The organism is Rubrivirga sp. S365, assembly GCF_032248475.1.
GTDB lineage: Bacteria > Bacteroidota > Rhodothermia > Rhodothermales > Rubricoccaceae > Rubrivirga > Rubrivirga litoralis.
The window spans coordinates 792278-817225 of the sequence record NZ_JAVTTN010000001.1; the positions used below are offsets into that span (position 1 = coordinate 792278).

20 protein-coding genes are annotated in these 24948 nt (G+C 73.1%); 19 read left to right on the forward strand and 1 reads right to left on the reverse strand.

Annotation, left to right across the window (positions count from 1 at the left end):
- Positions 1-405: 405 nt before the first annotated feature.
- The 6 genes from RQM47_RS03550 to RQM47_RS03575 all read left to right on the forward strand — a co-directional run bounded on the left by RQM47_RS03550 (position 406) and on the right by RQM47_RS03575 (position 6713).
- Complete coding sequence (locus tag RQM47_RS03550; protein ID WP_314007380.1) at positions 406-2169, forward strand: CTP synthase; 1764 nt, start codon at positions 406-408, stop codon at positions 2167-2169.
- A 175-nt stretch (positions 2170-2344) separates the two neighbouring features.
- Positions 2345-2872 (forward strand): NUDIX domain-containing protein, encoded by a 528-nt coding sequence (locus tag RQM47_RS03555; protein WP_311661154.1) that lies wholly within the window; start codon positions 2345-2347, stop codon positions 2870-2872.
- Positions 2869-4095: a hypothetical protein gene (locus tag RQM47_RS03560; protein WP_311661156.1), complete on the forward strand. Its 1227-nt coding sequence runs from the start codon at positions 2869-2871 to the stop codon at positions 4093-4095. Before RQM47_RS03555 ends, RQM47_RS03560 begins: the two co-directional genes overlap by 4 nt.
- A complete protein-coding gene (locus tag RQM47_RS03565; RefSeq protein ID WP_311661157.1) occupies positions 4082-4795 on the forward strand; it encodes an ABC transporter ATP-binding protein in 714 nt (237 codons plus the stop codon). Before RQM47_RS03560 ends, RQM47_RS03565 begins: the two co-directional genes overlap by 14 nt.
- Before the next feature lie 49 nt (positions 4796-4844).
- Positions 4845-5465: a Uma2 family endonuclease gene (locus tag RQM47_RS03570; protein WP_311661159.1), complete on the forward strand. Its 621-nt coding sequence runs from the start codon at positions 4845-4847 to the stop codon at positions 5463-5465.
- Between the two features lie 48 nt (positions 5466-5513).
- Positions 5514-6713, forward strand: coding sequence for a DUF819 domain-containing protein (locus RQM47_RS03575; protein WP_311661160.1), 1200 nt, complete (start codon positions 5514-5516; stop codon positions 6711-6713).
- A gap of 147 nt (positions 6714-6860) precedes the next feature.
- Here the strand turns inward: RQM47_RS03575 and RQM47_RS03580 are convergent, their stop codons facing one another.
- The gene (locus RQM47_RS03580) at positions 6861-7535 is read right to left on the reverse strand and encodes a LexA family protein (RefSeq protein ID WP_314007382.1); all 675 of its coding nucleotides are present in this window, start codon (positions 7533-7535) and stop codon (positions 6861-6863) included.
- 437 nt (positions 7536-7972) lie between these two features.
- On the opposite strand from RQM47_RS03580, the gene mraZ reads away from it, so the two are divergent.
- The 13 genes from mraZ to ftsZ all read left to right on the forward strand — a co-directional run bounded on the left by mraZ (position 7973) and on the right by ftsZ (position 24946).
- On the forward strand, positions 7973-8425 hold the full coding sequence (gene mraZ / locus RQM47_RS03585; RefSeq protein ID WP_311661164.1) for a division/cell wall cluster transcriptional repressor MraZ: 453 nt from the start codon (positions 7973-7975) through the stop codon (positions 8423-8425).
- Positions 8426-8470: 45 nt separating this feature from the next.
- A complete protein-coding gene (rsmH, locus tag RQM47_RS03590; protein ID WP_314007384.1) occupies positions 8471-9559 on the forward strand; it encodes a 16S rRNA (cytosine(1402)-N(4))-methyltransferase RsmH in 1089 nt (362 codons plus the stop codon).
- Between the two features lie 279 nt (positions 9560-9838).
- Entirely contained in the window at positions 9839-10333 is a 495-nt protein-coding gene (locus tag RQM47_RS03595; RefSeq protein ID WP_311661166.1) for a hypothetical protein, read from the forward strand.
- Positions 10334-10494: 161 nt separating this feature from the next.
- Positions 10495-12537 carry a penicillin-binding transpeptidase domain-containing protein gene (locus RQM47_RS03600; RefSeq protein WP_311661167.1) on the forward strand — a complete coding sequence of 681 codons (2043 nt, stop codon included), beginning with the start codon at positions 10495-10497 and terminating at the stop codon, positions 12535-12537.
- Positions 12534-14099, forward strand: coding sequence for a UDP-N-acetylmuramoyl-L-alanyl-D-glutamate--2,6-diaminopimelate ligase (locus RQM47_RS03605; RefSeq protein ID WP_311661168.1), 1566 nt, complete (start codon positions 12534-12536; stop codon positions 14097-14099). The genes RQM47_RS03600 and RQM47_RS03605 overlap by 4 nt, the downstream gene beginning before the upstream one ends.
- On the forward strand, positions 14099-15256 hold the full coding sequence (mraY, locus tag RQM47_RS03610) for a phospho-N-acetylmuramoyl-pentapeptide-transferase (RefSeq protein WP_311661169.1): 1158 nt from the start codon (positions 14099-14101) through the stop codon (positions 15254-15256). The genes RQM47_RS03605 and mraY overlap by 1 nt, the downstream gene beginning before the upstream one ends.
- Positions 15253-16809, forward strand: a complete 1557-nt coding sequence (gene murD, locus RQM47_RS03615) for a Mur ligase family protein (RefSeq protein ID WP_311661171.1) — start codon at positions 15253-15255, stop codon at positions 16807-16809. Before mraY ends, murD begins: the two co-directional genes overlap by 4 nt.
- 285 nt (positions 16810-17094) lie before the next feature.
- Positions 17095-18219, forward strand: a complete 1125-nt coding sequence (locus RQM47_RS03620; protein ID WP_314007387.1) for a putative peptidoglycan glycosyltransferase FtsW — start codon at positions 17095-17097, stop codon at positions 18217-18219.
- A gap of 59 nt (positions 18220-18278) precedes the next feature.
- Positions 18279-19442, forward strand: coding sequence for an undecaprenyldiphospho-muramoylpentapeptide beta-N-acetylglucosaminyltransferase (murG, locus tag RQM47_RS03625; protein WP_311661174.1), 1164 nt, complete (start codon positions 18279-18281; stop codon positions 19440-19442).
- Between the two features lie 53 nt (positions 19443-19495).
- Positions 19496-20935 carry a UDP-N-acetylmuramate--L-alanine ligase gene (gene murC, locus RQM47_RS03630; protein WP_349256284.1) on the forward strand — a complete coding sequence of 480 codons (1440 nt, stop codon included), beginning with the start codon at positions 19496-19498 and terminating at the stop codon, positions 20933-20935.
- Entirely contained in the window at positions 20935-21735 is an 801-nt protein-coding gene (locus tag RQM47_RS03635) for a cell division protein FtsQ/DivIB (protein WP_311661177.1), read from the forward strand. The genes murC and RQM47_RS03635 overlap by 1 nt, the downstream gene beginning before the upstream one ends.
- 455 nt (positions 21736-22190) lie before the next feature.
- Positions 22191-23489: a cell division protein FtsA gene (gene ftsA / locus RQM47_RS03640; RefSeq protein WP_311661179.1), complete on the forward strand. Its 1299-nt coding sequence runs from the start codon at positions 22191-22193 to the stop codon at positions 23487-23489.
- A gap of 140 nt (positions 23490-23629) precedes the next feature.
- On the forward strand, positions 23630-24946 hold the full coding sequence (ftsZ, locus tag RQM47_RS03645; protein ID WP_314007389.1) for a cell division protein FtsZ: 1317 nt from the start codon (positions 23630-23632) through the stop codon (positions 24944-24946).
- Positions 24947-24948 lie beyond the last annotated feature (2 nt).

Sequence of the window (24948 nt, forward strand, 5' to 3'; positions counted from 1 at the left end):
TCTACGTGCTGGTTCGGCTCCGTGTAGAACGTCCCTTTCGCCCTTCCGGTCCGAGTGTGACGCAGTTGCAGCATGGCGAGGACTCGTGGCATCCCGAGACGTGGCCACCGCGCTTGCCAGAAGGGGTGGACAACCTGCCGTAGTCCTTACGGCTCAAGGCGGGTCGGCCGCTCCGCCCGAGAGGGACGAACGCGCACCACCCCGCCCACGGAGTCCGCCGCCCCGCCCCCTTCCGGCGGGGCGGGGTGGAGACGGCGCCGCTCCGAGCCCGCCCGCCCCCGACGCTTCGGAAGCGCGGGCGGGGCGGTCGTGTGAAAGCGCGGGCGGGGCGGAGAACTCACAGTTCCGCCCCGCCTCGCCCTTTGGGTCGGCCCGTACCTTTTCGGGCGAGCCACCGCCCCGCCCATGCCCGCAGGCCCCGCCGACCGCCCGGTCAAGTTCCTCTTCGTGACCGGCGGCGTGACGTCGTCGCTGGGCAAGGGGATCGTCTCGGCCAGCCTCGGGCGCCTGCTCGAAGCGCGCGGGCTCCAGGTGACGATCCAGAAGTTCGACCCGTACATCAACGTCGACGCGGGGACGATGAACCCGTACGAGCACGGCGAGGTGTACGTGACCGACGACGGGGCCGAGACCGACCTCGACCTGGGCCACTACGAGCGCTACCTCGGCGTGCCCATGTCGCAGGCCAACAACGTGACGACCGGCCGCGTCTACTCGGGCGTGATCGCGAAGGAGCGGGCCGGCGCCTACCTGGGCAAGACGGTCCAGGTCGTGCCCCACGTGATCGACGAGATCAAGGGGTGGATGCGGCGGCTCGCCGAGACCGGCGACTACGACGTCATCATCACCGAGATCGGGGGGACGGCCGGCGACATCGAGAGCCTGCCCTACCTCGAAGCCATCCGCCAGCTCGTGCTCGAAGAGGGGCGGGCCAACACGGCGCTCGTCCACCTCACGCTCGTCCCGTACCTCGCCGCCGCCGGCGAGCTCAAGACGAAGCCGACCCAACACTCGGTCAAGACGCTCCAGTCGTACGGGCTCCAGCCCGATGTGCTCGTTGCGCGGACCGAGCACCCGCTGCCGGACGACGTCCGCCGCAAGATCGGCCTGTTCTGCAACGTCGAGCCCGAGGCCGTCATCGAGTCGCTCGATGCCGAGTCGATCTACGAGGTCCCGCTCCTGCTCCGCGAGCAGCGCCTCGACGAGGTCGTCTTACGGCGGCTCCAGCTGGCCGCCCCGCTCGACGTCGATCCGGGGCCGGACCTCGAAAACTGGGTCGCGTTCCTGCGCGGACTCAAGAGCCCCGACGAGAAGGTGACGGTCGCCCTCGTGGGCAAGTACGTCGAGCACCAGGACGCCTACAAGTCGATTTCCGAGAGCTTCCTGCTCGCCGGCGCCCACCGCGGCGTCCAGGTCGAGGTGCGGAGCGTGCTCTCGGACGACCTCACGGACGAGAACGTGGCCGAGCGGCTGGACGGCGTCTCCGGCGTCCTCGTCGCACCCGGCTTCGGCGACCGCGGCGTCGACGGCAAGATCGAAGCGGTCCGCTGGGCGCGCGAGGGCGGCGTCCCGTTCCTGGGCATCTGCCTCGGGATGCAGGTGGCGACGATCGAGTTCGCGCGCAACGTGTGCGGGCTGGAGGGCGCGCACTCGACCGAGTTCGAGCCCGACGCCCCGTTCCCGGTCATCTCGATGATGGCCGAGCAGAAGACGGTGACGGACAAGGGCGGTACGATGCGGCTCGGCGCCTACACCTGCGCGCTCGCGCCGGGCTCGCTCGCGGCCGAAGCCTACGGCGGCACCGAGACGGTCCGCGAGCGGCACCGCCACCGCTACGAGGTCAACAACGACCTGCGGTACCGGCTCCGCGAGGGCGGGTTGGTCTTCTCAGGCATGAACCCCGACCGCGACCTCGTCGAAATCATTGAGCTGCCCCGCCCCGCCCAGGGCGACGGCCAGGCGGAGGGGCCGACGCACCCGTGGTTCGTCGGCGTCCAGTTCCACCCCGAATACCGGACGACGGTCCGCGCGCCGCACCCGCTGTTCGCCTCCTTCGTCGGCGCGGCCGCCGATTACGCGCGCGCCGCCGGCCAACTCGGCGAGCCGCAAGCGCCGAGCCGCACGCGGCGCGTCCGCCGCGCGACGGCGCGCGTCCTCTCCGACGGATGAACAGGGGGACTGGGGACTGGGGACCGGGAACTGGGGAAGAGCCGCTGAGCGGGGCGGGGCGGCCTGCGTTGGGACGTGCTCGCACGGACGCCACCCCGCCCGACACAACAGCCACGCCTGGTGGAGGTGAACACGCTCGGCGGGCGGGGCGGGGCGGCTCCGGCGGGACGGGACGGTGAGCAGCACGGGCACGTCCTCCGGCGGCCACGTCCCGGACCGGCTCGCGGGGCACGTCCGGGTCCGCGTCGGCGCGCTCGTGTTCGACGACCCCGACGCACCGACGGCCCTTCTCCTCGCCGAGCATTCGGGCCTGTGGTCGGACGAGCCGTTCTGGACGCCGCCCGGGGGCGGGGTGGAGTTCGGTGAGGGGCTAGCCGAAGCCCTCGCCCGCGAGGTGAAGGAGGAAACAGGTGTTGACGTCGAGGTCGGAGCCGTGCGCTACGCGCTCGACTTTGTGCGCCCGCCGCTCCACGCTGTCTCGTTCTACGTCGAGTGCCGCGCCAGCCGCCCCGCCCTCGCCGCCGCGCGCCTGGGGACGGACCCCGAGCTAGGCGACGACCAAATTCTGCGCCGCCTCCGCCTCGTCCCCTTCGACGAGCTGGAGTCGATCACGCTCTACCCCGAGCCGTTCGCAGACCGCCTCGCCCGCGACGCCCGCGCCGGTTTTCCCGAAGGCACCGTCTACCTCGGCACGTTCCGATGAGCAGCGTCCTGCCCGGGTCGCAGAGCCGCCCCGCCCGCTGGATGCGGGGCGGGGCGGGCGTAGCCGCGGCTCTCGCCCTCGGCGCGCTCGCGTCAACAACCGCTGACGGTTTGGATGCTACCGGACGCGGTACGCTCGTCCGCTATCTGGGCATCTTGATCTCGGGCGCCCTTGCGATCGGCACACCACACCTCCTGTACCCCGATCCGGCGGCGGGGCGGCTCCAGCTGTCGAATCCGTGGGCGGGGCGGCTCCTCCGGCACCAGATCGAGCGCGTGGCGCCGATCCTCGCTGTGCTGTCCCTCCCCGCCCTCGCGGTTTCGTGGGGAGCGGGGCAGTGGTTCTTGGGCGTCGAGGGAGCGCTCGCCGTGTGGACAGTCGGGCTGTACGCGCTTGGGCGGTACGCCTCGCTCGGCCTGCGCGTCCAGGCGTGGGAGCAGAACGGGGCGAGCGGACGGCGCCGCGTCCTCACGTGGGCCACGACGGGCGCACGGTCGCCAGAGGCCGACGCGTTCACCGCGCCGTCCCTCCTCACCACGGCGGAGGTGTTTCTTGTCGGCTCCGTGCTCGCCATTCTCGGGCAGGCGCTCGGGGCGGGGTGGGGCATCGGGGGGCCAGTCGCGGCGTTGGGGCTCGCGGGGGTCGTCCTCTTGCGCCGCGCCGAAACGTACGACCGCTCGTTTTGGACCACGAACGGCGTCTGGGCCGACGCCTTCCAATCGACGGGGACCGAGGAGGACGGGCGGGAGGCGCTCGCCTACGACGCCGTGTACTGGGCGCCGCCGGCCCTCCGCCCCGCCGTCTGGGCTGGACTCCTGAGCCTCGACCGGCGGCTGCCGCTGGGTCGGCTCGCGCTCGGTGGCCTCGCGCTCGTCGCCATCGTCGCGTTCGCGGGCGTGCCCGAAGGCGTTTTCGCCGGAGCTGTCCTGCTGTGGATCGCGGCCGTCAACGGAGCGGTCGCGTTCACGGCCCGCCCCGCCCTCATTCCCTCGGCTCTGGCGTACCGGCTCCACGGCGGGGCGGGGTGGGCGGCGGCCCGGTTCCTGATGAACGTCCGCTGGCTGCCACTGCTGATCGCTGTGCTGGCGCTACTCGCGTGGCTGACAGATGTCGAGGCCCGCTCAATCCTCATGTGGTCACTCGTTTACCTCGCTACCGCCGCCGTCAGCTCCCTCGCGGTGACGATCGTTGAACGTTTTGCTTTCCGCCGTGCTCTCGCTTAGCCTCGCCCCGCTCCTAACCGTCGCGCCTGAGCGCCGTCGGCCGCTCGTGGTCGACGGCGTGACCAAAAAGTACGTGGGCGGCCCGTTCGTCCTCCGCGACCTGTCGCACACGTTCGCGCCGGGCACGGCAACGGGCTTGGTCGGCCCGAATGGATCTGGCAAGTCGACGCTGCTCCGCATTCTCTCGGCACTCAGCGTGCCCACGGCCGGCCGCGTGCTGCTGGGCGGGGTGGGCGGGGTGGACGCGCACGCGGCGCCGCACCGCTACCTCGCGTCGGTCGGCGTGGTCCACGACCAGCCCGACCTGCCGGGCTTCCTTTCGGCCGTCGAGACGCTGGAGTGGATCGCCCGCGAGCGCGGGACGTGGAACGATGCCGCCCCGCCCCGCCACGAGGCGCTCTTGGACGCGGTGCTCCTGGACGAGCGCCGCGCGCAGCGGACGGGCACCTACTCGGCAGGGATGACGCGGAAGGCGCAGCTCGCCGCGGCATTCGTCGGCGCCCCGTCGGTCCTGCTTCTGGACGAGCCCTTCCGCGGCCTAGACACGGCGGCGACCGAGGCGGCGCTCGGCCTGCTCGAAGCATTCCGCGACGGGGGCGGGGTGGTGGTGCTGTCGAGCCACCGCGCGGACTTGCTGGAGCGGGTGTGCGACGGCGTGTTGAACCTGGGGCGCTCCGCCCCACCCGAGCCGCCGGTGTGAGCGGGGCGGGGAGGAGGCCTACCTTGCCCCAAGCCCTCCCGCCCCGCCCATGTCTACCGTTGTCCGCCCCGCCCTGTCGGCCTCCGAGTTTTTCGAGTGGGAGGCCGGGCAGCTCGACAAGCACGAGTTCTACCACGGCGAGGTGTTCTCGATGGCCGGGGGGACGCCGGAGCACGCCCGTCTGGCGATCCGAGCCGCGTTTCAACTCGAACGCGCGCTAGCAGGCGGTCCTTGCCAGACGTTCTCTTCGGACCTCGCCGTCGAGCTAGAGCCGGGCGGGCACTACTGCTACCCTGACCTCACAGTCGTCTGCGGCCCGGTCGAACGGAGCGAGCACGGGCCAGCGGCCACGAATCCTACCGTGGTTGTCGAGGTGCTGAGTCCGAGTACGGCCCGCTGGGACCGCGGCGGCAAGGCCGAAGTGTACCGCCGCGTCCCGTCACTCCAGGCGATCGTGTTCGTGGCGACCGACCGGCAGAGCGTCGAAGGGCTCGCGCGCGACGGCGAGCGGTGGGTCCTGATCGAGCCCGACGCCGACCGGCAGTTTCTGCTCGACGCGCTCGGCGTCTCCCTCGATGTCGAGGCGCTGTACGACGGGATGGGCCTGAGCGCCGACATCCCGTTCCCGGAGAGCGACCGGGACTGGCCCGGCGCAGGCAGCGGCCGGTGAGGGCGGGGCGGTCCTCCTATCTTCGCGCCGCCCCACCCGCCCCGCCCCATGGAGCCCGACGTCACCGCCGCCCTCGTCACCGACCCGACCCAGGTCGCGGCGCTGCTCGCCGCTGTCCTGGGCGCCGTGTTCGCGCTGTCGCGGGTGCCGGCGCTGGACAAGCTGTTCCGCGTGATCCCGCCGGTGATCTGGGCCTACTTCGTGCCCATGCTGCTGACGACGGCGGGCGTGACGCCGGCGCAGAACGCGGCCTACGACTGGTTCGGCTACGTCCTGCTCCCGTTCGCGCTGTTCCTGCTCATGATCACGATCGACCTGCGGGCGATCCTGAGCCTGGGGCGGCTCGCGCTCCTCATGATGGTCGTCGGCACGCTCGGGATCGTGATCGGCGGACCCGTGGCCTACCTCGCCGTCGGGCAGTTTTTGGGCGGGGCGGAAGCGTGGCAGGGCATGGCGGCCCTCGCCGGGAGCTGGATCGGGGGGACCGCCAACATGGTCGCGCTCCAAGAGTCGGTCGGGCTGAGCGACGCCGGGCTCGCCCCGATCATCGTCGTCGACACGGTCGTCGGGTACGGGTGGCTGGCCGTGCTCCTGTTCCTCTCGGGCTACCAGGAGCGGTTCGACCGCTGGGTCGGGGCGGACACCAAGGCGCTCGACCGCGTCAACGCGACGCTCCGCGAGATCGACCAGACGCGGCAGCCGTCCACGACGGCGACCGTCGCCATGATCGTCGGGCTGGGCGTCGGGGCGGCCGTGCTGTCGCGCGTGCTCGGCGGGCTCCTCCCCGCCCTCGGCGACCCGACGATCATCTCGGGCGGGACGTGGGCCGTGCTCATCGCCGTCACGGCCGGGCTCGCGCTGTCGTTCACGCCGGTCCGCACGCTGGAGCGCGACGGGGCCAGCCAGATCGGATTCGCCGGCCTCTACCTCCTCCTCACCTCGATCGGCGCCACGGCCGACCTCGCCGCCGTGCTCCAGGCGCCGGCCTACCTGCTGATGGGCGTCGTGTGGCTGTCGGTCCACATCGCGCTCCTGTTCCTGGCGGCCAAGCTCCTCCGCGCCCCGCTCTTTTTCGTCGCCACGGGGAGCATGGCGAACGTGGGCGGGGCGGCGAGCGCGCCGATCGTGGCCGGCGTCTACCTCCCGGCGATGGCGCCCGTCGGCCTGCTGATGGCGGTGGCCGGGTACGTGCTGGGGATCTACGCCGCGCTGGGCTGCGCCTGGATGCTGGGGCAGCTGGCGGGATGAGGTTCGGGGTTGGCTGGTTCGGGGTTCAGGGTTGAAAGGCCGGCCGCCCTGCCCTCACGCACTCGCTTCGGAGACCGCCCCGCCCGCCGCAGCAGGGCGAGGTGGAAGACACGAACCCTGAACCTCTGAACCCTGAACCCCCAAACCCTATAACCTCCTCACGAGCGCCAGCGCCCGGCCGACGACGAAAAACTCCCGGTCGTCCGGCCGCGCCGACTCGTCGGCGTAGGTCCGGTCGGCGGCGCGGAACTGGAGGCGCTCGTTGACGAACGCGAACCGGCGGACGACGAGGCGGTCGTAGAACAGGACGGCCACGAGCGCGTCGTCGGCGAGGTCGCGCCAGTCGGCCTCCTCGACCACAACCGTGTCGCCCTTGCGGACGCCGGCGCCGTTCATGCCGTCGTCGCCGGCCGTGACCGCGAGGCAGTCGTCGAGGTCGGTGTCGTCGGGGAGCAGCGACGGGTCGAGGACGAGCGAGCGCCGCGAGCGGGGGAGGGGGTGGGCCGCGTTCTCCGACGTGAGCAGCCGCGCCCGCCGCCCCGCCCCCTCCTTCTGGCGGAGCAGGAAGACGGCCGGCGGCTCGTCGTCGGACGCGTAGAGGTCGGCGTCGTCGACGACCGAGAGGCCGCGCGCCTCGTGCGGCGTCCGCTCCACATAGCCCTTGGTCTCCAGCGCGACCAGCATCTTGTGGACCCCGTTCGTGGACCGGATGCCGAGGCTCTGCCCGACCTCCTTGATCGTCGGCGGCTTCCCGTTCCGGCGGATGTAGTCGCGGAGGAACTCGTATACCTGGTTCTGTCGCTCAGTCAGGCGCGGGCGCATCGGGCAGTCGGGCGGGGTGTGGAGGCTCGGAGTTGTCATGTCCCCCCGCCCGCAGATCGCCGCGAGCGGGGCGGGAGAGAGGAGGCGCCGCCCCGCCCGCCGAGTCCGCCGGAGAGGGCGGTGGGGCGGGGTGGGGAATGGGGGCGCCGCAGACCGCCCCGCCCTCGTTTGGAGCGCGTGGGGCGGGATGGCACCCGAAAGCTAGAGGGTGAAATCATTTTCACCCACTCGAAATAGGGGGTGAACGGATTTTCACTTTGGGGGGTCGGAGCCCCGGATCGTCTACCAAACGGGCCGCGGAAGGGGGCACTTATCCACAAAAAGTGGCCTTCCCGGGGGTTTTTCGGCCGGTGGGGTATGTTGGAAGGGCAGTGGGGAAAAGTGGGGAATCGTCCCCGCAGCCTGGCGGCCCCCCTGATCACCACCCCCTCCCGGCCGTGGCCGGCTTCAAAGGACAAGCGGAGAACTCCCTCGACAGCAAGGGCCGACTGCCCGTGCCGGCGAAGATGCGTCGTGCCCTGAGCCCGGACGCCAAGGAGACGTTTGTCGCCACGCGGGGGGAGGAGCAGTGCGTCGTGCTCTACCCGCTCGACTACTGGGAGGGCGAGATCGAGCCCCGCATGCGCGGGCTCAACATGTTCAACCAGGAGGACCGCGTGTTCGTCCGCCAGCTCAACCGCTGGGCCGACGAGGTGACGATGGACGGGCAGGGCCGCATCGCCGTGCCCAAGCCGCTCGTCGAGTTCGCCGGCCTCCAGCCTGGCGAGAAGGCGCTCGTCATCGGCGCCTTCGACCGCCTCGAAGTGTGGGACCCTACCGTCTTCGAGTCCCACATCAACGACCAACCCGACTACGAATCGCTCGCGGAGCGAGTGATGGGCGGGATCTAACCCCCCGGAGATCCTGCCCAGTTGTCCATGACCGCCCCCCCCTCCATGCCCCGCCCCGACCGACCACGCCGCGCCGACCGCGCCGACGCCCCCCACCCCGGGGCCGGCGCTGGCTCCGGCGTGTCCGATCGGGGCGCGCAGGGGGGGGGCGGGGTGGACCCGCTCCGCTATGCCACGGCCTACCACGCGCCGGTCCTCGCGGCCGAGACCGTCCACGCCCTGGTAACCGACACCGCCGGCCTCTACGTCGACGGCACGCTCGGCGGCGGCGGCCACTCGGCCGCCCTCCTCGACGCCCTCGGCCCGGACGCCCTCGTTGTGGGCATCGACCGCGACCCCGAAGCCATCGCCACCGCCCGCGAGCGCCTCGCCGAGGCGGAGCGGGCGGGGCGGTTCCTCGCGCTCCAGGGCGAGTTCGCGGACGTCGACGGCCTGCTCGGCCGGAACGACCTCGGCCCGCGCCACGGCCGCCCCGCCCAGGGCGTGCTGCTGGACCTGGGCGTGTCGAGCCATCAGATCGACGCCGACGCGCGCGGCTTCGCGTTCTCGGCCGACGGCCCGCTCGACATGCGGATGAGCGGGCGGGGCGAGACGGCCGCCGAGCTCGTCGCCCGCCTCGGCGCCGACGACCTGGCCGACGTGATCTACGCCTACGGCGAGGAGCGCCGCTCGCGCCGCATCGCCCGCGCCATCAAGGAGGCGCGGCCCGAGACGACGACCGCCCTCGCCGACGCCGTCCGTTCGGCGTCGCCGACGCGCGACGAGACGAAGACGCTGGCCCGCGTCTTCCAGGCCCTCCGCATCGCGGTCAACGGCGAGCTCGACCAGCTCGAGGCCGCGCTGCCGGCCGCGCTCGGCGTGCTCGGGCGGGGCGGCCGCCTCGCCGTCATCGCCTACCACAGCCTGGAGGACCGCCGGGCCAAGCAGTTCCTCCGCACCGGCACCTTCTCGCGCGACGTCCCGAAGGACCTCTACGGCAACCCGCTCACGCCGTGGAAGGCCGTCACGCGCAAGCCGGTTACGGCCGGCGAGGCGGAGGTCGAGCAGAACCCGCGCTCGCGGAGCGCGCGCCTCCGCGTCGCTGAGAAAGCGGCCGACATCGGCAGCCCGCCCATGCAGCCCTCCGACCTCTAGACCGCCCCGCCCTCGTGCCTACGATGACGCTTCTGACCAACCACCCCGCCTCCGCAGAAGGCGGGCAGGGCACTCTCCCTCCCCCACCGGGGGCGGGGCGGGGTGGGGGGCAGACGTCGACGGGACCGCTGACGCCTCGCCTCGCTTCCGGGCGCTCAGTCCATCGCCCAAGCCGCACGGGCGGGGTGGCGCTCCGCCCGGTCCACCACCCCTAGCCCCTCCTGTCCAGGAGGGGGACTGCTCCTGCCGCCCCGCCCCACCCCGCCCGTTCGTCCACCGATGGCTACCCAGACCGCACCCCGCCCGAAGAAGAAGGCCCCGGCTCGCCGGGCGCGCTCGGCGTCGGCCAAGACGGGCCGGCGCGGCGCGGGCCTGCCGGCCTGGGGCGACCTCAAGACGGTCCAGCCCAGTCCGCTCGCGAAGCGGGCGGGGCGGGCCACGGCCGGCGCCAAGCAGGCGACGAAGCGCGCGGCCAAGCGGGCGGGGCGGGCGCGCCCGCTCGACGCCGTCCCCAGCCTCCGGTTCGGGCTGCTCGTGCTCCTCGGCTGCCTCGTCGCGACGCTGTTTGTGAGCCACGTCTACGCCACGCGCGCCACGCTGGGCGACCTCCAGGACGCGCGCCGCGAGAACGAGCGGCTGCGCCTGACGCACCAGCGCCTCCAGGGCGAGGTCGACCAGATGGTCGGCCCGAGCGTGGTCATGCGCCGCGCCGCCGCGCTCGGGCTCGAAGAGGGCGTCGCCTACGGGCCGCCGATCAAGATGAGTGACGAGTAACGAGTGACGGGTGATGAGCAAGAGGCCTCCCCCGCCCCGCTCATCACCCCGCCCTCCCGCATTGCCCATCACTCGTCACCCATCACCCTTTACCCACCCCTCCCATCGCCGCTCGCGACTCCATCCTCACCCGACTCTACGTCGTCCTCGGCGCGCTGCTCGTGCTGCCCGGGCTCGTCGTGGCCCAGATGGTCCGCATCCACGTGGGCGAAGGGGCCGAGCTGCGCGCGCGCGGGGAGCAGCAGGCGGAGAGCATGATCGAGCTGGCGGCGCAGCGCGGGGCCATCCTCGACCGGCGCGGGCGGGCGCTCGCCGTCAACACGGCGCGGTACGAGGTCGCGGCGGACCCGACGGTGCCGGGCTTCGACGACCACGCCAGCGAGCTGTACGCGATCCTGGGCGAGGCGACTGGGCGGGGCGGCGACCACTTCCGCCGGCTCGTGCGCGACCGGGCGAGCCGCCAGTACGTGGTGCTCGTGCGCGACCTGGGCGAGGCGGCCAAGGACCGGCTCGACGCGGCCGGCATCGACGGGCTCATCGTGCGCGGCTCGTACCGCCGCCGCTACAACTACGGCACGCTCGCGTCGCACGTGCTCGGCCACGTCACGCGCGACATGGACGGCGTGGCCGGCATCGAGATGCTGCTCGACCAAGACCTCCAGGGGACGCCCGGCCGGCAGGCCGTCCAGCGCGACCGGCGCGGCGTGGTCAAGGCCGTCGTCGGCGGGACGCGCGTGGAGCCGGAGCACGGCGAGAACGTGGTCCTGACGATCGACCTCGTCCGCCAGGCGATCCTGGAGGAGGAGCTGGCGCGCGGCGTCGAGGCGGCCGGCGCGCAGTGGGGGACGGCCGTCGCGCTCGACCCCAAGACGGGCGCCATCCTGGCGCTCGCGAACGTGCCCACGTTCGACCCCAACCGGCCCGGCGCCTTCTCGAACGCGGCCCGCCGCAACCACGCCGTCGTCGACCGGCTCGAGCCCGGCTCGACGTTCAAGCTCGTGACGGCCGTCGCGGCGCTCGAGAGCGGGGCGGCGACGACCCAGACCGTCTTCGACACGGGCCAGGGCTGGCACGTCTTCCACGGGCGGACCATGAAGGACAGCCACGGCTACGGCCGCATCGCGTTCGGCGACGCGATCCAGAAGTCGTCGAACATCGCGATGGCGCTCGCGGCCGAGAAGATGGGCCGCGGCCCGCTCTACCGCGCCGCCCGCGACCTCGGCTTCGGCCAGCCCACGACGGTCGACCTGCCGGGCGAGATCGGCGGCTCGCTCCGCAAGCCCGAGGACTGGGGCACGCTCACGCTGCCCTGGATGTCGACCGGCTACTCGGTCGAGGTCACGCCGCTCCAGATCGCCGTCGCCTACGCCGCGCTCGCGAACGGCGGCCTTTTGGTTCGCCCGCACGTCGTCGCCGAGCGCCGGAACGCCGCGACCGGCGAGACGGTGTGGTCCGCCCCGCCCGACTCGGTCCGCCGCGCGTTCAGCCGCGAGACCGCCGCGGCGCTGCTCCCGCACTTCGAGGCCGTCGTGGGCAAAGGCGGGACCGCCCCGCTCGCGGCCGTCGAGGGGTTGCGCGTAGCCGGCAAGACGGGCACGGCGCAGCGGGCGACCGGCGGCGGCTACGCCAAGAGCTACCGGTCGTCGTTCGCCGGCCTGTTCCCGGTCGAGGACCCCGAGGTCGTGCTCGTGGTCGTGCTCGACGGGGCGACGAACGGGTTCTACGGCGGCCAGGTGGCGGCGCCCATCTTCGGCGCGACGGCGCGGCGCTGGGTGGGCACGTTCCCGCGCGTGGCCGAGCGCGTGGCGCCGGCCGGCGAGGTGCCCCCGCGCGAGGCCATCCGCCTGCCGCGCGTGACCGGCCTGCCGACCACACTCGCCGCCCACCGCCTCCAGGCCGAGGGCCTGACGGTGAAGGCGGACCGCGACCAGACGTGGGCGCCGGCCGTGACCCGCCCCGCTCCGGGCGACACGGTGCGGCTGAGCCAGACGGTCCGCCTGGACGCCGCCCCGCCCACGGAGACGAGCGCGGGCGGGGCGGTCATGCCCGACCTGAGAGGCCGGAGCGTCCGCGAGGCGGTCGCGTGGCTGCGCGCGCTGGGCGTCGAGCCCCGCGTCGTCGGGCGCGGCGTCGTGCGCCAGCAGTCGGCGCGGGCGGGCGGGGCGGTCCCGCGCCAGGTCACCGTCACGGGGGCGAGCCGATGAGCCTCCAGGCCACCCCGCCCGCCGTCCAGGCCGCGCCCCGCGCGCTGGCCGACCTCGTCGCGCCGCTCCAGGCGGGCGGGGCGGTGGGCCGCGTCGTCGGCGACGCCGACGTGCTCGTGACGGACGTCCAGATCGACAGCCGGGCCGTGACGCCGGGCGCCCTGTTCGGCGCCGTCACCCCGGACACGCACCACGGCCGCGACGGCCACGACTTCGTCGACGACGCGCTCGCGCGCGGCGCCGTCGCCGCCCTCGTCTCGGACGAGTGGCTGGCCGACCGCCCCGCCCCGTCGTCGGCACCGGCGCCCTTGGGGAAGGGTAAGCGCCTCTCCAGCGCGGCCTTCGTTCCGGCAACGGACACGAGGGCTGCGCTCGGGGAGGTCGCGGCGGCGTTCTACGGACGCCCCGGCGATGCGCTCACCACCCTCGGCGTGACCGGCACGAACGGCAAGACCACGACGGTCTTCCTGATTCATCACCTGCTGACCGCCCTCGGTGTGACGGCTGGGCTCGTGGGGACGGTCGAGAACCGGATCGGGAGCACGCGCTACGCCACGGCCTTCACGACACCCGAGGCGCCGGCGCTCCAGCGCTTTCTGCGCGCGTGCGTCGACGGCGGCTGCACGGCGGCGGCGATGGAGGTGTCGAGCCACGGGCTCGCGCTGGACCGCGTGGGCGGGGTGGCGTTCGACGTGGCCGTCTTTACCAACCTGAGCCAGGACCACCTCGACTACCACCGGACGTTCGAGGAGTACCGCGACGCCAAAAAGCGCCTGTTCGACGGGCTCGGCCCGGACGCCACGGCCGTCGTCAACGGCGACGACGATAACTGGAAGGCGATGGTCGCCGACTCGGCGGCGCGCGTCGTCACGTTCGGGACGAGCGAGGGCGTCGATGTCCGCGTCGAGGTCCTGGACAACAGCCTCGACGGCCTGCGGCTCCGCCTGGGCGGGGAGGAGCGGCCGTTCCAGATGGCCGGCCGGTTCAACGCGCTCAACCTCGCCGCCGCGTACGCCTGCGGCGTCGCGCTGGGCTACGAGGGCGGGGCGGTGCTCGACGCGCTCGCCGCGGCGCCCGGCGTGCCGGGCCGCTTCGAGACCGTCCGCGCGGGCGGCGTCGTCGGCGTCGTCGACTACGCGCACACGCCGGACGCGCTCGACAACGTGCTGCGGACGGCCCGCGAGATCGTCCCCGAGGGGAACGCGCTGTGGGCCGTGTTCGGCGCCGGCGGCGACCGCGACGCCGGCAAGCGCCCGCTCATGGCGCGCGTGGCCGAAACGGTCGCCGACCGCGTGGTCCTCACCAGCGACAACCCGCGGACCGAAGACCCCGAGGCCATCCTCAACGACGTCGCCGCCGGGCTCGACCGCCCCGCCCGCGCCGAGCGCGTGGCCGACCGCGCCGACGCCATCCGGTTCGCCGCGGGCGGGGCGGCTCCGGGCGACGTGGTCGTGGTCGCCGGCAAGGGGCACGAGACCTACCAGATCGTCGGCGACGAGCGCCGCGACTTCGACGACCGCGCCGTCCTCCGCGACGCCCTCACGAGCCGCCCCGCCCGCTAGTGCTGTACCTCCTCGCCGAGTGGATCGAGCAGACCTACGCCCCGCCCGGGTTCCAGGTCTTCCAGTTCTCGACCGTCCGCGCTGGCCTCGCGGCTGGGACGGCGCTCCTGGTCGCGCTCTTCGCCGGCAAGCGGATCATCATCGCGCTCCGCCGCCGCCAGCTGGGCGAGACCGTCCGCGAGGGCGAGGACGCCGGCGCCGTCAGCCACGCGCACAAGGCCGGCACGCCGACCATGGGCGGGGTGGTCCTGCTGCTCGCGCTCGCGTCGGGCGTCCTGCTCTGGGCCGACTTGCGCAACCCGTTCGTCTGGGTCGCGCTCGTGGCCACGTTCTGGATGGGCGCCTTCGGGTTCGCCGACGACTACATCAAGGTGGTCCGCAAGCGGAAGGAGGGGATCGCGCCGCGCGTGAAGATCGCCGGGCAGCTCTCGTTGGGCGTGGTCGTCGCCGTGTGCGTCCTGTTTTTCCTGCCCCGCGTCGACGGGACGACCACGTTCACGTCGCTCCCGCTCGTGACCGACGGCGGCATCGACTACGACTTTCTGAGCCCGCTGCTCGGCGTCGAGGTCGGGTGGCTGGTCTACATCGTCGTCGTGACGTTCATCCTGACCGGCGTCTCGAACGCCGTCAACCTGACGGACGGGCTGGACGGGCTGACGGCGGGGACGGCGGCGTTCTCCATGCTCGCGATCGTCGCGATGACGTACGTGACGGGGAATGCGAACCTGGCCGAGTTCGTGAACGACGTGTTCCTCCCGGGCACGAGCGAGCTCGTCATCTTCGGGGCCGCGCTCGCGGCGGCGTGCTTCGGGTTCCTGTGGTACAACGGCTACCCCGCCCAGGTCTTCATGGGCGACACGGGGAGCCTCGCGCTGGGCGCCGCGATCGGGACGCTGGCGATCCTGATCAAGAAGGAGCTGTACCTGCCGGTCGTGGGCGCCGTGTTCTTCGCCGAGACGGTCTCGGTGATCGTGCAGACCGGCTACTTCAAGTACACGAAGCGGAAGTACGGCGAGGGCCGGCGCGTTTTCCGCATGGCGCCCCTGCACCACCACTACGAGGCGATGGGCGTCCACGAGTCGAAGATTGTGATCCGGTTCTGGATCGTGACGGCGCTGCTGTCCATCCTGACCCTCTTCCTGTTCCGCATCCGATGACGCGCGCCGGCCTCTTCGCCCCGCCCGTCGTGCCCGAGACGCCCGTCTCGGCCGAGGCCCTGCGCGCGTCCGTTCCGGGCGCCCGCGTGACCGTCGTGGGCGGCGCCCGGAGCGGGCAGGCCGCGGCCCGGCTCCTCGCGCGCCGCGGCGCGACCGTGTTCCTCACCGACGCCGGCCCCGACGCGGGCGGGGTGGCGGAGACCTTGAAGCGGGGCGGGGTGGAGAGCGAGTTCGGCGGCCACTCGGCGCGCGCGCTCGACGCCGACTGGCTGGTCGTGAGCCCGGGCGTGCCGACGACCTCGAAGCTGGTGCAGTCGGCGCTCCGGCAGAAGCGGCCGGTTTTTTCCGAGATCGAGGTGGCGTCGTGGTTCTGCGACGGGCCGATCATCGCGGTCACGGGCTCGAACGGCAAGACGACCACGACGACGCTCATCGCGCACGTGCTCAGGACGGCGGGGCGGAAGCACGTGGTCGCCGGCAACATCGGGCTCGCCTTCGCGGACTACGTCGACGACGTGGACGCCGAGACGGCGGTCGTCCTCGAGGTCTCCAGCTTCCAGCTCGACCACGTCGCCACGTTCCGGCCGCACGTGGCCGTGCTCCTCAACGTGACGCCGGACCACCTCGACCGCTACGGCGGCGACCTGGCCTCCTACGCCGCGGCCAAGTTCCGCCTGTTCGACAACCTGACGGCCGCCGACTGGCTGGTCTACAACGCCGACGACGCGCTCGTCCGCGAGCGCGCCCTGTCCGTCGCCGCCGCGCGCGGCCTGACGCCCTACGCGGTCGCCATCGACGACGCCGCCCCGCCCGAGCCCGCCACCCCGCCCACCGGCGAGGGCGGGGCGGCCACCCCGCCCAACGCTGCCCTTGCGGGCGGGGTGGAGCGCGGCGCGTTCGCGCGCGGCGGCGAGGTGGTGCTGGCGCTGCCGCCCCCCGGTTCTGGACCCGATTCCCCCCCCACCGTGATCCACGACGACCCCCTCATGCCGACCTCCGACCTCGCGCTCCGCGGGCGCCACAACCTGTACAACTCGCTCGCGTCGGCCGTCGTCGCGCGGGCGATGGAGATCCGCAGCGACGTGGTCCGCGAGAGCCTGACGTCGTTCGAGGGCGTCCCGCACCGGCTGGAGACCGTCCGCACGGTCGACGGCGTCCGGTTCGTGAACGACTCGAAGGCGACGAACGTGAACGCCGTGTGGTACGCGCTCGAGTCGGTCCCGGCCCACGACGACGGCTCGCCGTCGGTCGTGCTCGTCGCCGGCGGCCGCGACAAGGGCAACGACTACGAGCCGCTGGAGCGCCTCGTCGCCGAAAAGGTCAAGGGCATCGTGGCGATCGGCGAGGGCGCCGAGGCCGTCGAGCGCGAGCTCGGCCCGCACACGGCGCTCGTCGCGCGCGCGGCGTCGATGGAGGAGGCCATCGGGGCCGCCCGGCGCCTCGCCGCGCCCGGCGACACCGTCCTCCTCAGCCCGGCCTGCGCCTCGTTCGACATGTTCGAGGACTACGAAGACCGGGGCGACACCTTCAAGCGGCTCGTCCGCGCCCTGTGAGCGTGACGAGTAATCAGCCCCGCCGCCCCGCCCCGCCCGACCCCGTCCCGATGACTGCAACCACCCCGCCCCCGCATCGCCGCGCCCTCCACGAGGGCGGGGCGGTCGCTGGGCGCTCGCCTCGCACCATCCCGCCCGCTCTCTAGCCGAGGGCGGGGTGGTCTGGCCGCCCCGCCCACCTGCCACCCCGCCCGAACGGACACCACGCGTGGTGTCCCTACCGATTCGCCACCCCGCCCCCGCATCTCCACCGTGTCCACCGCCGCCGCCCCGTCCCGCCAGCCTGTGGCCCGCCCGCACGCCGACCGCGCCATCATCTGGGGCGTCCTCGCGTTGTGCGCGGTGGGCGTGGTCGCCGTGTACTCGGCCGTGTCGTTCCTGGCCGAGACGAAGTCGGGCGGCGACACCGAGCGGTTCCTGTTCCGGCACCTCCTCCGCGTCGGGCTCGCGCTGGGCGCCGCCGGCGTGCTGTCGCTGGTCGACTACCGGCGGCTCGCGCGCGTGTCGAAGCTGGCCCTCCTGGGCTCGCTCGCGCTCCTCGTCGCCGTCCAGGTCATGGGCGCCGTCACGAACGGGGCGCAGCGGTGGATCGAGCTGGGGCCGATAAGCTTCCAGCCGTCGGACCTGGCGAAGGTGGCCCTCATCGTGCACGTGGCCGTGCTGCTCGCCAAAAAGCAGGCGTACATCGGCGATCTGGGGCGCGGGTTCGCGCCGCTCCTTGCGTGGATCGCCCCGACGATCCTGCTCATCGGCATGGAGGACCTGTCGACGGCCGCCGTGCTGTCGGCCACGATGGGCGCCATGCTGTTCGTCGGGCGCGTCCGCGTGCTGCACATGGCGGCCGTCGCGCTCGCGGGCCTCGTGCTCGCCGTCGGGTTCCTGTCGTCGAGCCCGCAGCGGGCGGCCCGGCTCGAAGCGTGGACCGGCGTCGAGCTGTTCGCGTCGAACGACGAGGCCGTCGAGATCAGCGCCCAGGACGAAAACTACCAGGCCGACCAGGCGCGCATCGCGTTCGCCATGGGCGGGGTGGCGGGCGTCGGGCCGGGCAAGAGCCTCCAGCGCGACTTCCTGCCGGCGCCCTACAACGACTTCATCTTCGCCATCATCGCCGAGGAGTACGGGCTCGTGGGGGCGGGCGTGGTGCTGTTCGTGTTCGTGTGGCTGCTCGGGCGGGGCTTCCTGCGCGTGGCCAAGAACGCGCCCGACCCGCTCGGCCTGTTCCTCGCGACCGGCCTGACCACGGCCGTCGTGCTCGGCGGGTTCGTCAACGCCGCCGTGGCGACGGGGCTCTTGCCGGTCACCGGGCTGGCCATGCCGTTCGTGAGCTACGGCGGCACGTCGATGATCGCGACCGGCGCCATGGTGGGCATCCTGCTCAACGTGTCGCGCCACAGCAAAACCACGGCCTGACTCCGCCCCGCCCTCAGCCAACGACGGCCCCCCGGCCCGACCGTAGCGCCACCCCGCCCATGACCACCGACGCCACCCCGCCCGCAGTCCGGCCCGCCTCCAAGGCGGTGGGGACGCCGCGCGTGCTCTTCGCGTGCGGCGGGACGGGCGGGCACGTCTACCCGGCCATCGCGATTGCCGACGCCGTGCGCGAGCTGCGGCCGGGCGCCGCCGTCTCGTTCGTCGGCACGCGCGACCGGATGGAGTGGGAGGCCGTGCCGAAGGCGGGCTACCCGATTCGCGCCGTGACGGTCAGCGGGTTCCAGCGCGGGCTCTCGGCGGAGGCCCTGAAGCGGAACGCGACGTTCCCGCTCAAGCTCGCCAAGGGGCTGTGGGACAGCTGGCGCGCCCTCTCAGCGTTCGACCCCGACGTGGTCGTGGGCACGGGCGGCTACGTGAGCGGGCCGGTCGGGCTGGCCGCCACGCTCCGCGGGATCCCGCTCGTGCTCCAGGAGCAGAACGCCTACGCCGGCGCCACCAACAAGCTGTTGGCGGGGCGGGCGCGGCGCGTGTTCGTCGCCTTCGATGCCGCCCGCGCCGCCTTTGGCGGGGCGGACGTGACGGTCGCCGGCAACCCGGTCCGCGCCGACCTCGCGCGCGCCGACCGCGCCGAGGCCCGCGCGCACTGGGAGATCCCCGACGACGCGCGCGTGCTCCTCGCGATGGGCGGCTCGCTGGGCGCCGGCCCCATCAACGGCGCCCTCAAGCTCTACCTCGACGCGCTCCTCGCCGACGAGGCAGCGTTCGTGCTCTGGGCCGCCGGGAGCCGCTACTACGACACGCTCCGCGAGGCCGTCCCCGCGCACCCGCGGCTCCGGCTCGTCCCGTACCTCGACCGGATGGACCTGGCCTACGCCGCCGCCGACCTCGCGCTCTGCCGCGCCGGCGCCATCACGTGCTCCGAGCTCGCGGTCACGGCCACGCCGTCGGTCCTCGTCCCCAGCCCCAACGTGACAGCCGACCACCAGACGAAGAACGCCCGCGCGCTCGCCGACGCCGGCGCCGCCGTCCTGCTCCCCGAGGCCGACCTCTCGGCGCAGTTCGAGACCGTCGTCCTCCCGCTCCTCCACGACGCCGACCGCCTGGCCGCCATGGGCGGGGCGGCGCTCGAGATCGCCCGGCCCGACGCCGCGCGCACGATCGCCGAGGCCGTCGTCGCGATCGCAGACCGCCCCGCCCGATGACCCCGACGACTCCCAACCATGGGCCGACCAACGGGCCGGCCGCGCACGGCGAGATGGGCCGCGTGCGGTGCGTCCACATGGTCGGGATCGGGGGGATCGGCATGTCGTCGATCGCCGAGGTCCTGATCAACCGCGGCTTCGAGGTCTCGGGGTCGGACCTCAAAAAGGGCGACGTGACGGCGCACCTCGAAGCGCTCGGCGCGACGGTCTACGAGGGCCACGCCGCCGAGCACGTGGCCGACGCCGACGTCGTCGTCTACTCGTCGGCCGTCCGGCCGGACGAGAACCCGGAGACCGCCGAGGCCACGCGCCGGCTCATCCCCATCATCAAGCGGGCCGAGATGCTCGGCGAGCTCATGCGCGCCAAGCGCGGCGTGGGCATCGCCGGCACGCACGGGAAGACCACGACGACGACGATGGTCGGGCTCGTGGCGAAGGCGGCGGGGCTCGACCCGACGATCATCGTCGGCGGCAAGGTGGCCGTGTTCGGGTCGAACGCCGTCGCCGGCCACGGCGAGCTCATCGTGGTCGAGGCCGACGAGTACGACCGGACGTTCCTCCGGCTCACGCCGATTGTCGCGGTCGTGACCAACATCGAGGCCGACCACCTCGACATCTACGACGACCTCGACGACATCAAGCGGGCGTTCGTGCAGTTTGCCAACTCGGTCCCCTTTTTCGGCGCGGCCATCCTGTGCCTGGACGACGAGAACGTGCGGAGCGTGCTGGGCCAGATCCACCGGCCGGTCGTGACGTACGGGACGAGCCGGCAGGCCACGCTGCGCGCCGAGAACGTCGAGCAGACCGGCGCCGTCACGCGGTTCGACGTGGTCGAGGGGACCGAGCGGCTGGGCGGGGTGGTGCTCGGGGCGCCCGGCCTCCACAACGTCCGCAACGCGCTGGCCGCCGTCGCCGTCGGGCGCGAGCTGGACGTCCCGTTTGCCGAGATCGCCGCCGGGCTCGCCGAGTACGCCGGCGTCGACCGCCGCTTCCAGATCAAGGGCGAGGGCGCCGCCCCGCCCCACCCGGACGGCGAGGGCGGGGTGGAGAGCGGGGCGGCCACGGTGCTCGTCGTCGACGACTACGCCCACCACCCGACCGAGGTCGAGGCCACGCTGCTCGCCGCCGCCCGCGGCTGGCCCGACCGCCGCGTGGTGGCCGTCTTCCAGCCCCACCTCTACAGCCGCACGCGCGACCTCGCCGACGACTTCGCGCGCGCCTTCTACGACGCCGACGTCCTCGTCGTGACCGACGTGTACCCCGCCCGCGAGGCGCCCATCGAGGGCGTGAGCGGCCAGACGGTCGCCGACCTCGCGCGCCAGTACGGCCACCGCGACGTCCACTACCAGGCCGACAAGACGGCGCTGCCGGACACGCTCCGCGGCCTCGCGCAGCCGGGCGACCTCGTCGTCACGATGGGGGCCGGCGACGTGTGGCGCTACGGGGACGCGTTCCTCGCGTCGCTCCAGCCTGCCACCCCGCCCACCTCGTGATGGCTGATTCCAAGCACACGACTCGCCGTCGCTGGCTCCGCCGTCTGGGCGGGGTGGCGCTGGTCCTCGCCCTCGTCGCCGCGTGGGTGTGGCAGCGGACGCTCCCGTTCGAGCGCGTCGCCGTGGTCGGTACGGCGCACGCGCCGGTCGCCGAGGTCGAGCGGCTCGTCGGCGTCACGCCGGACTCGACGGCGCTCTACGCGCTCGACCCGGGGCTCCTGGCGGGCCGCGCCGAGCGGCACCCGTGGGTCCACCGCGCGAGCGTCCGCCGCCTGCCGACCGGCACGCTCCGCGTGCGCGTCGAGGAGCGCGAGCCGGTCGCCCTCGCGCTGGGCGCCGACGGCCGGCCCAGCCACTTTCTCGACGCTCAGGGCTTTATGATGCCGCCCTCGCCGTCGGCCCTCTACGACGTGCCCGTCCTCCGCGACGCGCCGCCCTACCACGCCGTCCAGCCGGTCGCCGACGCCGACCTCCGCTCGCTCCTCGCCGCCCTCTCCCGCGCCGACGACGCCACGCGCGCCCTCGTCTCCGAGGTCGCGTGGGGGCCGTCGCCCACGCTCTGGACCACGCCGACGACGGGCCACGGCTCGGTGCCGGTCCGCCTCGGGCGGGGCGGCGACCCGGCCGACCAACTCCGCCGGCTCCGCGCCTTCTGGGACCAGGCCGTCCTGCCCCGCCCCGCCCACGACTTCCGGCTCGTCGACCTGCGGTTCGACGGCCAGGTCGTGACGCGCGAGGGCGGGGCGGCCGACGGGTCACGGGTGACGGGTGACGAGCCCGAGTCCGCGTCCCGAGGCTGACGCCACCCGCTCGTCCCCGACATCCAGGCCACCCCGCCCGCTCCGCCACCCCGCCCTCGCTCTGCTTCCCGTGACCACCCGCTGCCACCCCGCCCGCGTGTCGCCGCCGTCCCTCCACGAGGGCGGGGCGGGGCGGGGCGGGAACGGGCCTCCTCCTCGATGGAGGAGGCCAGGGGCAGGCGTGTGCTCCTCAGCACGCTCTTTCACACGAGTCCTTCCCGCGCAGGCGGGAATCCAGGATGGGAGGGCGGCGCCGCTCGACTCCTGGGTCCCCGCCTGCGCGGGGATAGACGTGGGAGAGGAGGGCGGTCGAGGCGGCGCCTGCGACCGCTTCCAGGAGAGGCCCCCGCCCCACCGCCGGCCGCTCCCGAGGGCGGGGCGGTAGCCCCGGGCGCCGCGCCCCCGCCCCGCCCGTCACTCATCACTCTTTACTCATCACTCTTCCCCCCAGACCCATGAAAGACACCGAACGCATCGTCGTCAGCGTAGACATCGGGACGACCAAGATCTGCGCCGTCGTCGGCTCGACCGACGCCCTCGGCCGCACGAACGTCCTGGGCGTCGGCTGGGCCGCCTCCGAGGGGCTCAACCGCGGCGTCGTCGTCAACATCGACAAGACCGTCGAGGCCGTCCGCAAGGCGGTCGGCGAGGCCGAGCGCGCGGCCGGCGTCGAGACCCGGTCCGTCGTCGTCGGCATCGCCGGCGACCACATCCAGAGCTTCCAGAGCCGCGGCGTGATCACGGTCACCGGCGGCGAGATCAGCCGCGAGGACGTGACGCGGCTCCTCGAAGACACCAAGCACGTGGCCATGCCGGCCGACCGCGAGATCCTCCACGTGCTCCCGCAGGATTTTATCGTCGACGGCCAGGACGGCGTGGCCGACCCCATCGGCATGTCGGGCGTGCGCCTCGAAGCGAACGTCCACATCATCACCGGGCTGGTCTCGGCGGCCAAGAACGTCTACCGCTGCATCGAGAAGGCCGGCTATGCCGTCGACGACATCGTCCTGGAGCCGCTGGCCTCGTCGCTCGCCGTCCTGCACGACGACGAGAAGGAGGTCGGCGTGGTCTTGGTCGACATCGGCGGCGGGACGACCGACATCGCCGTCTTCGAGGACAAGACGATCCGCCACACGGCCGTCGTCGCCGTCGCCGGTAACAAGGTGACCGACGACTTGCGCAAGGGGCTCGGCATCTTGCACGACCAGGCTGAGCGGCTCAAGCGCCAGTTCGGCGTGGCCCACACCGACCTCGTGACTGAGGACAAAGAGATCCAGATCCCCGGGATCGGCGGGCGCCCCGACAAGTCCATTGGACAATCGACGCTCGCCCAGATCATCCAGCCGCGGTTGGAGGAGATCCTGGAAATCGTCGCCATCGAGATCAAGCGGTCCGGCTACGGCCGCCACCTCTCGGCCGGCGTCGTCCTCACCGGGGGCGGGGCGCTCATCCCGGGCACGGCCGAGCTGGCCGCCGAGATCCTCGGCATTGAGGCCCGCATCGGCCGCCCGCTCGGGCTCGACGGCGGCCTCGCCGAGGAGGTCGACGACCCGAAGTACGCGACCGGCGTGGGCCTCGTGCTCCACGGCCTGCGCACCGGCGCCGGGGCCGGCACCTCGCTCCTCACCCACGACGCCGCCGAGCCCGACGCCGCTCCGCCCGAGCCGGCCTTCGGCGACGGCTACGACGCCGACCCCGACCGCCTGGTCTCGAAAATCACCAGCCGCATGCGGAGCTGGTTCGACGAACTCTAGACGGCACGCCCTCGGCGCACGCTCTAGACCGCACGCCCCAACCGACAGAAAGCACAGGCGGCGGGACCGCGGAGCCGGTACTTTGCCGGTGGTCCCACCGCCCCTCTACAATCCTGGCCACCCATCCGGGGGGACTCATCATGAACTCAGACTTTTCCACACGTTTCGCGTTCGACGACGACGCACAAGACACGGCGCTCATTCGCGTCATCGGCGTCGGCGGCGGAGGCGGCAACGCCGTCAACAACATGCTCACCAAGGGCATCCACGGCGTCGAATTCGTCGCCGTCAACACGGACGCCCAGGCGCTCCAGGCCAACGAGGCGCCCACGCGCATTCAAATGGGCCGCGAGCTGACGAAGGGGCTCGGGGCCGGCGCCCGGCCGTCGGTCGGCGCCGAGGCCGCCCAGGAGAGCCACCGCGACATCGAGGCGGCCCTCGACGGGGCCGACATGGTGTTCGTCGCTGCTGGCATGGGCGGCGGCACCGGGACCGGCGCCGCGCCCGTCGTGGCGGCGATCGCCAAGGAGATGGGCATCCTCACCGTCGCCGTCGTGACCAAGCCGTTCGTGGCCGAGGGCCGCAAGCGGCTCCGCATGGCCGAGCAGGGCATCGAGGCGCTCCGCGAGACGGTCGACACGCTCATCATCATCCCGAACGAGCGCCTGCTCGACGTGGCCGACGACTCGACCACGCTCGTCGAGGCCTTCGAGATGGCCGACGACGTGCTCTACAACGCCACGCGCGGCATCTCGGAGCTCATCACGGTCCACGGCCTCATCAACCTCGACTTCGCCGACATCCGCACGACGATGCTCGACGGCGGGACGGCGCTCATGTCGTCGGCCATCAAGACGGGCGAGAACCGGGCGCAGAAGGCGGCGCAGGAGGCCATCTCGAGCCCGCTCCTCGACGGCATCTCGATCGCCGGCGCCCGCAACGTGCTCGTCAACATCACGGCCGGCGTCGACCTCGGCGTCCGCGAGGCGACGCAGGCCACGTCGGTCATCCAGAACGAGGCCGGCGACGAGGCCGAGGTCATCTTCGGGACCGTCATCGACGAGACGCTCGGCGACTCGCTCCGCGTGACGGTCATCGCGACCGGCTTCGACCAGGTCGCCCGCGAGACCGAGGAGGAGGCCCCGCGCCGCAGCGTGACGCTGGGGGCGGGGCGGCAGGGCGCGCCGCGCTACAAGGGCGAGGACAGCCTGAAGGTCCTCGACGAGCCGGCCTTCGAGCGCCGCCGCCCGCCGGAGCCGCCCCGCCCGGCGCCCGAGCGGCTCCGCGAGGACGAGGAACTGCCGGGCGAGCGCCCGCGCCCGACGCCCCGCGGCGAGAGCGACGTGGCCCGCCCGGGCAACGTCCGCCGCCTCCCCGCCCAGGACGTCCCGCGCCAGGAGCGCATCAACAAGGACGACACCGACGTGCCGGCCTTCCTGCGGAGGATGATGGACTGAAA

Bases quoted from the DNA above. Each gene is read 5' to 3' on its own strand.
- RQM47_RS03550 (WP_314007380.1), top strand. From the start codon at position 406: ATGCCCGCAGGCCCCGCCGACCGCCCGGTCAAGTTCCTCTTCGTGACC.
- RQM47_RS03560 (WP_311661156.1), top strand. From the start codon at position 2,869: ATGAGCAGCGTCCTGCCCGGGTCGCAGAGCCGCCCCGCCCGCTGGATG.
- RQM47_RS03570 (WP_311661159.1), top strand. From the start codon at position 4,845: ATGTCTACCGTTGTCCGCCCCGCCCTGTCGGCCTCCGAGTTTTTCGAG.
- RQM47_RS03575 (WP_311661160.1), top strand. From the start codon at position 5,514: ATGGAGCCCGACGTCACCGCCGCCCTCGTCACCGACCCGACCCAGGTC.
- RQM47_RS03580 (WP_314007382.1), bottom strand. From the start codon at position 7,535: ATGCGCCCGCGCCTGACTGAGCGACAGAACCAGGTATACGAGTTCCTC.
- rsmH (WP_314007384.1), top strand. From the start codon at position 8,471: ATGCCCCGCCCCGACCGACCACGCCGCGCCGACCGCGCCGACGCCCCC.
- RQM47_RS03595 (WP_311661166.1), top strand. From the start codon at position 9,839: ATGGCTACCCAGACCGCACCCCGCCCGAAGAAGAAGGCCCCGGCTCGC.
- RQM47_RS03605 (WP_311661168.1), top strand. From the start codon at position 12,534: ATGAGCCTCCAGGCCACCCCGCCCGCCGTCCAGGCCGCGCCCCGCGCG.
- murD (WP_311661171.1), top strand. From the start codon at position 15,253: ATGACGCGCGCCGGCCTCTTCGCCCCGCCCGTCGTGCCCGAGACGCCC.
- murG (WP_311661174.1), top strand. From the start codon at position 18,279: ATGACCACCGACGCCACCCCGCCCGCAGTCCGGCCCGCCTCCAAGGCG.
- murC (WP_349256284.1), top strand. From the start codon at position 19,496: ATGGGCCGCGTGCGGTGCGTCCACATGGTCGGGATCGGGGGGATCGGC.
- RQM47_RS03635 (WP_311661177.1), top strand. From the start codon at position 20,935: ATGGCTGATTCCAAGCACACGACTCGCCGTCGCTGGCTCCGCCGTCTG.
- ftsA (WP_311661179.1), top strand. From the start codon at position 22,191: ATGAAAGACACCGAACGCATCGTCGTCAGCGTAGACATCGGGACGACC.
- ftsZ (WP_314007389.1), top strand. From the start codon at position 23,630: ATGAACTCAGACTTTTCCACACGTTTCGCGTTCGACGACGACGCACAA.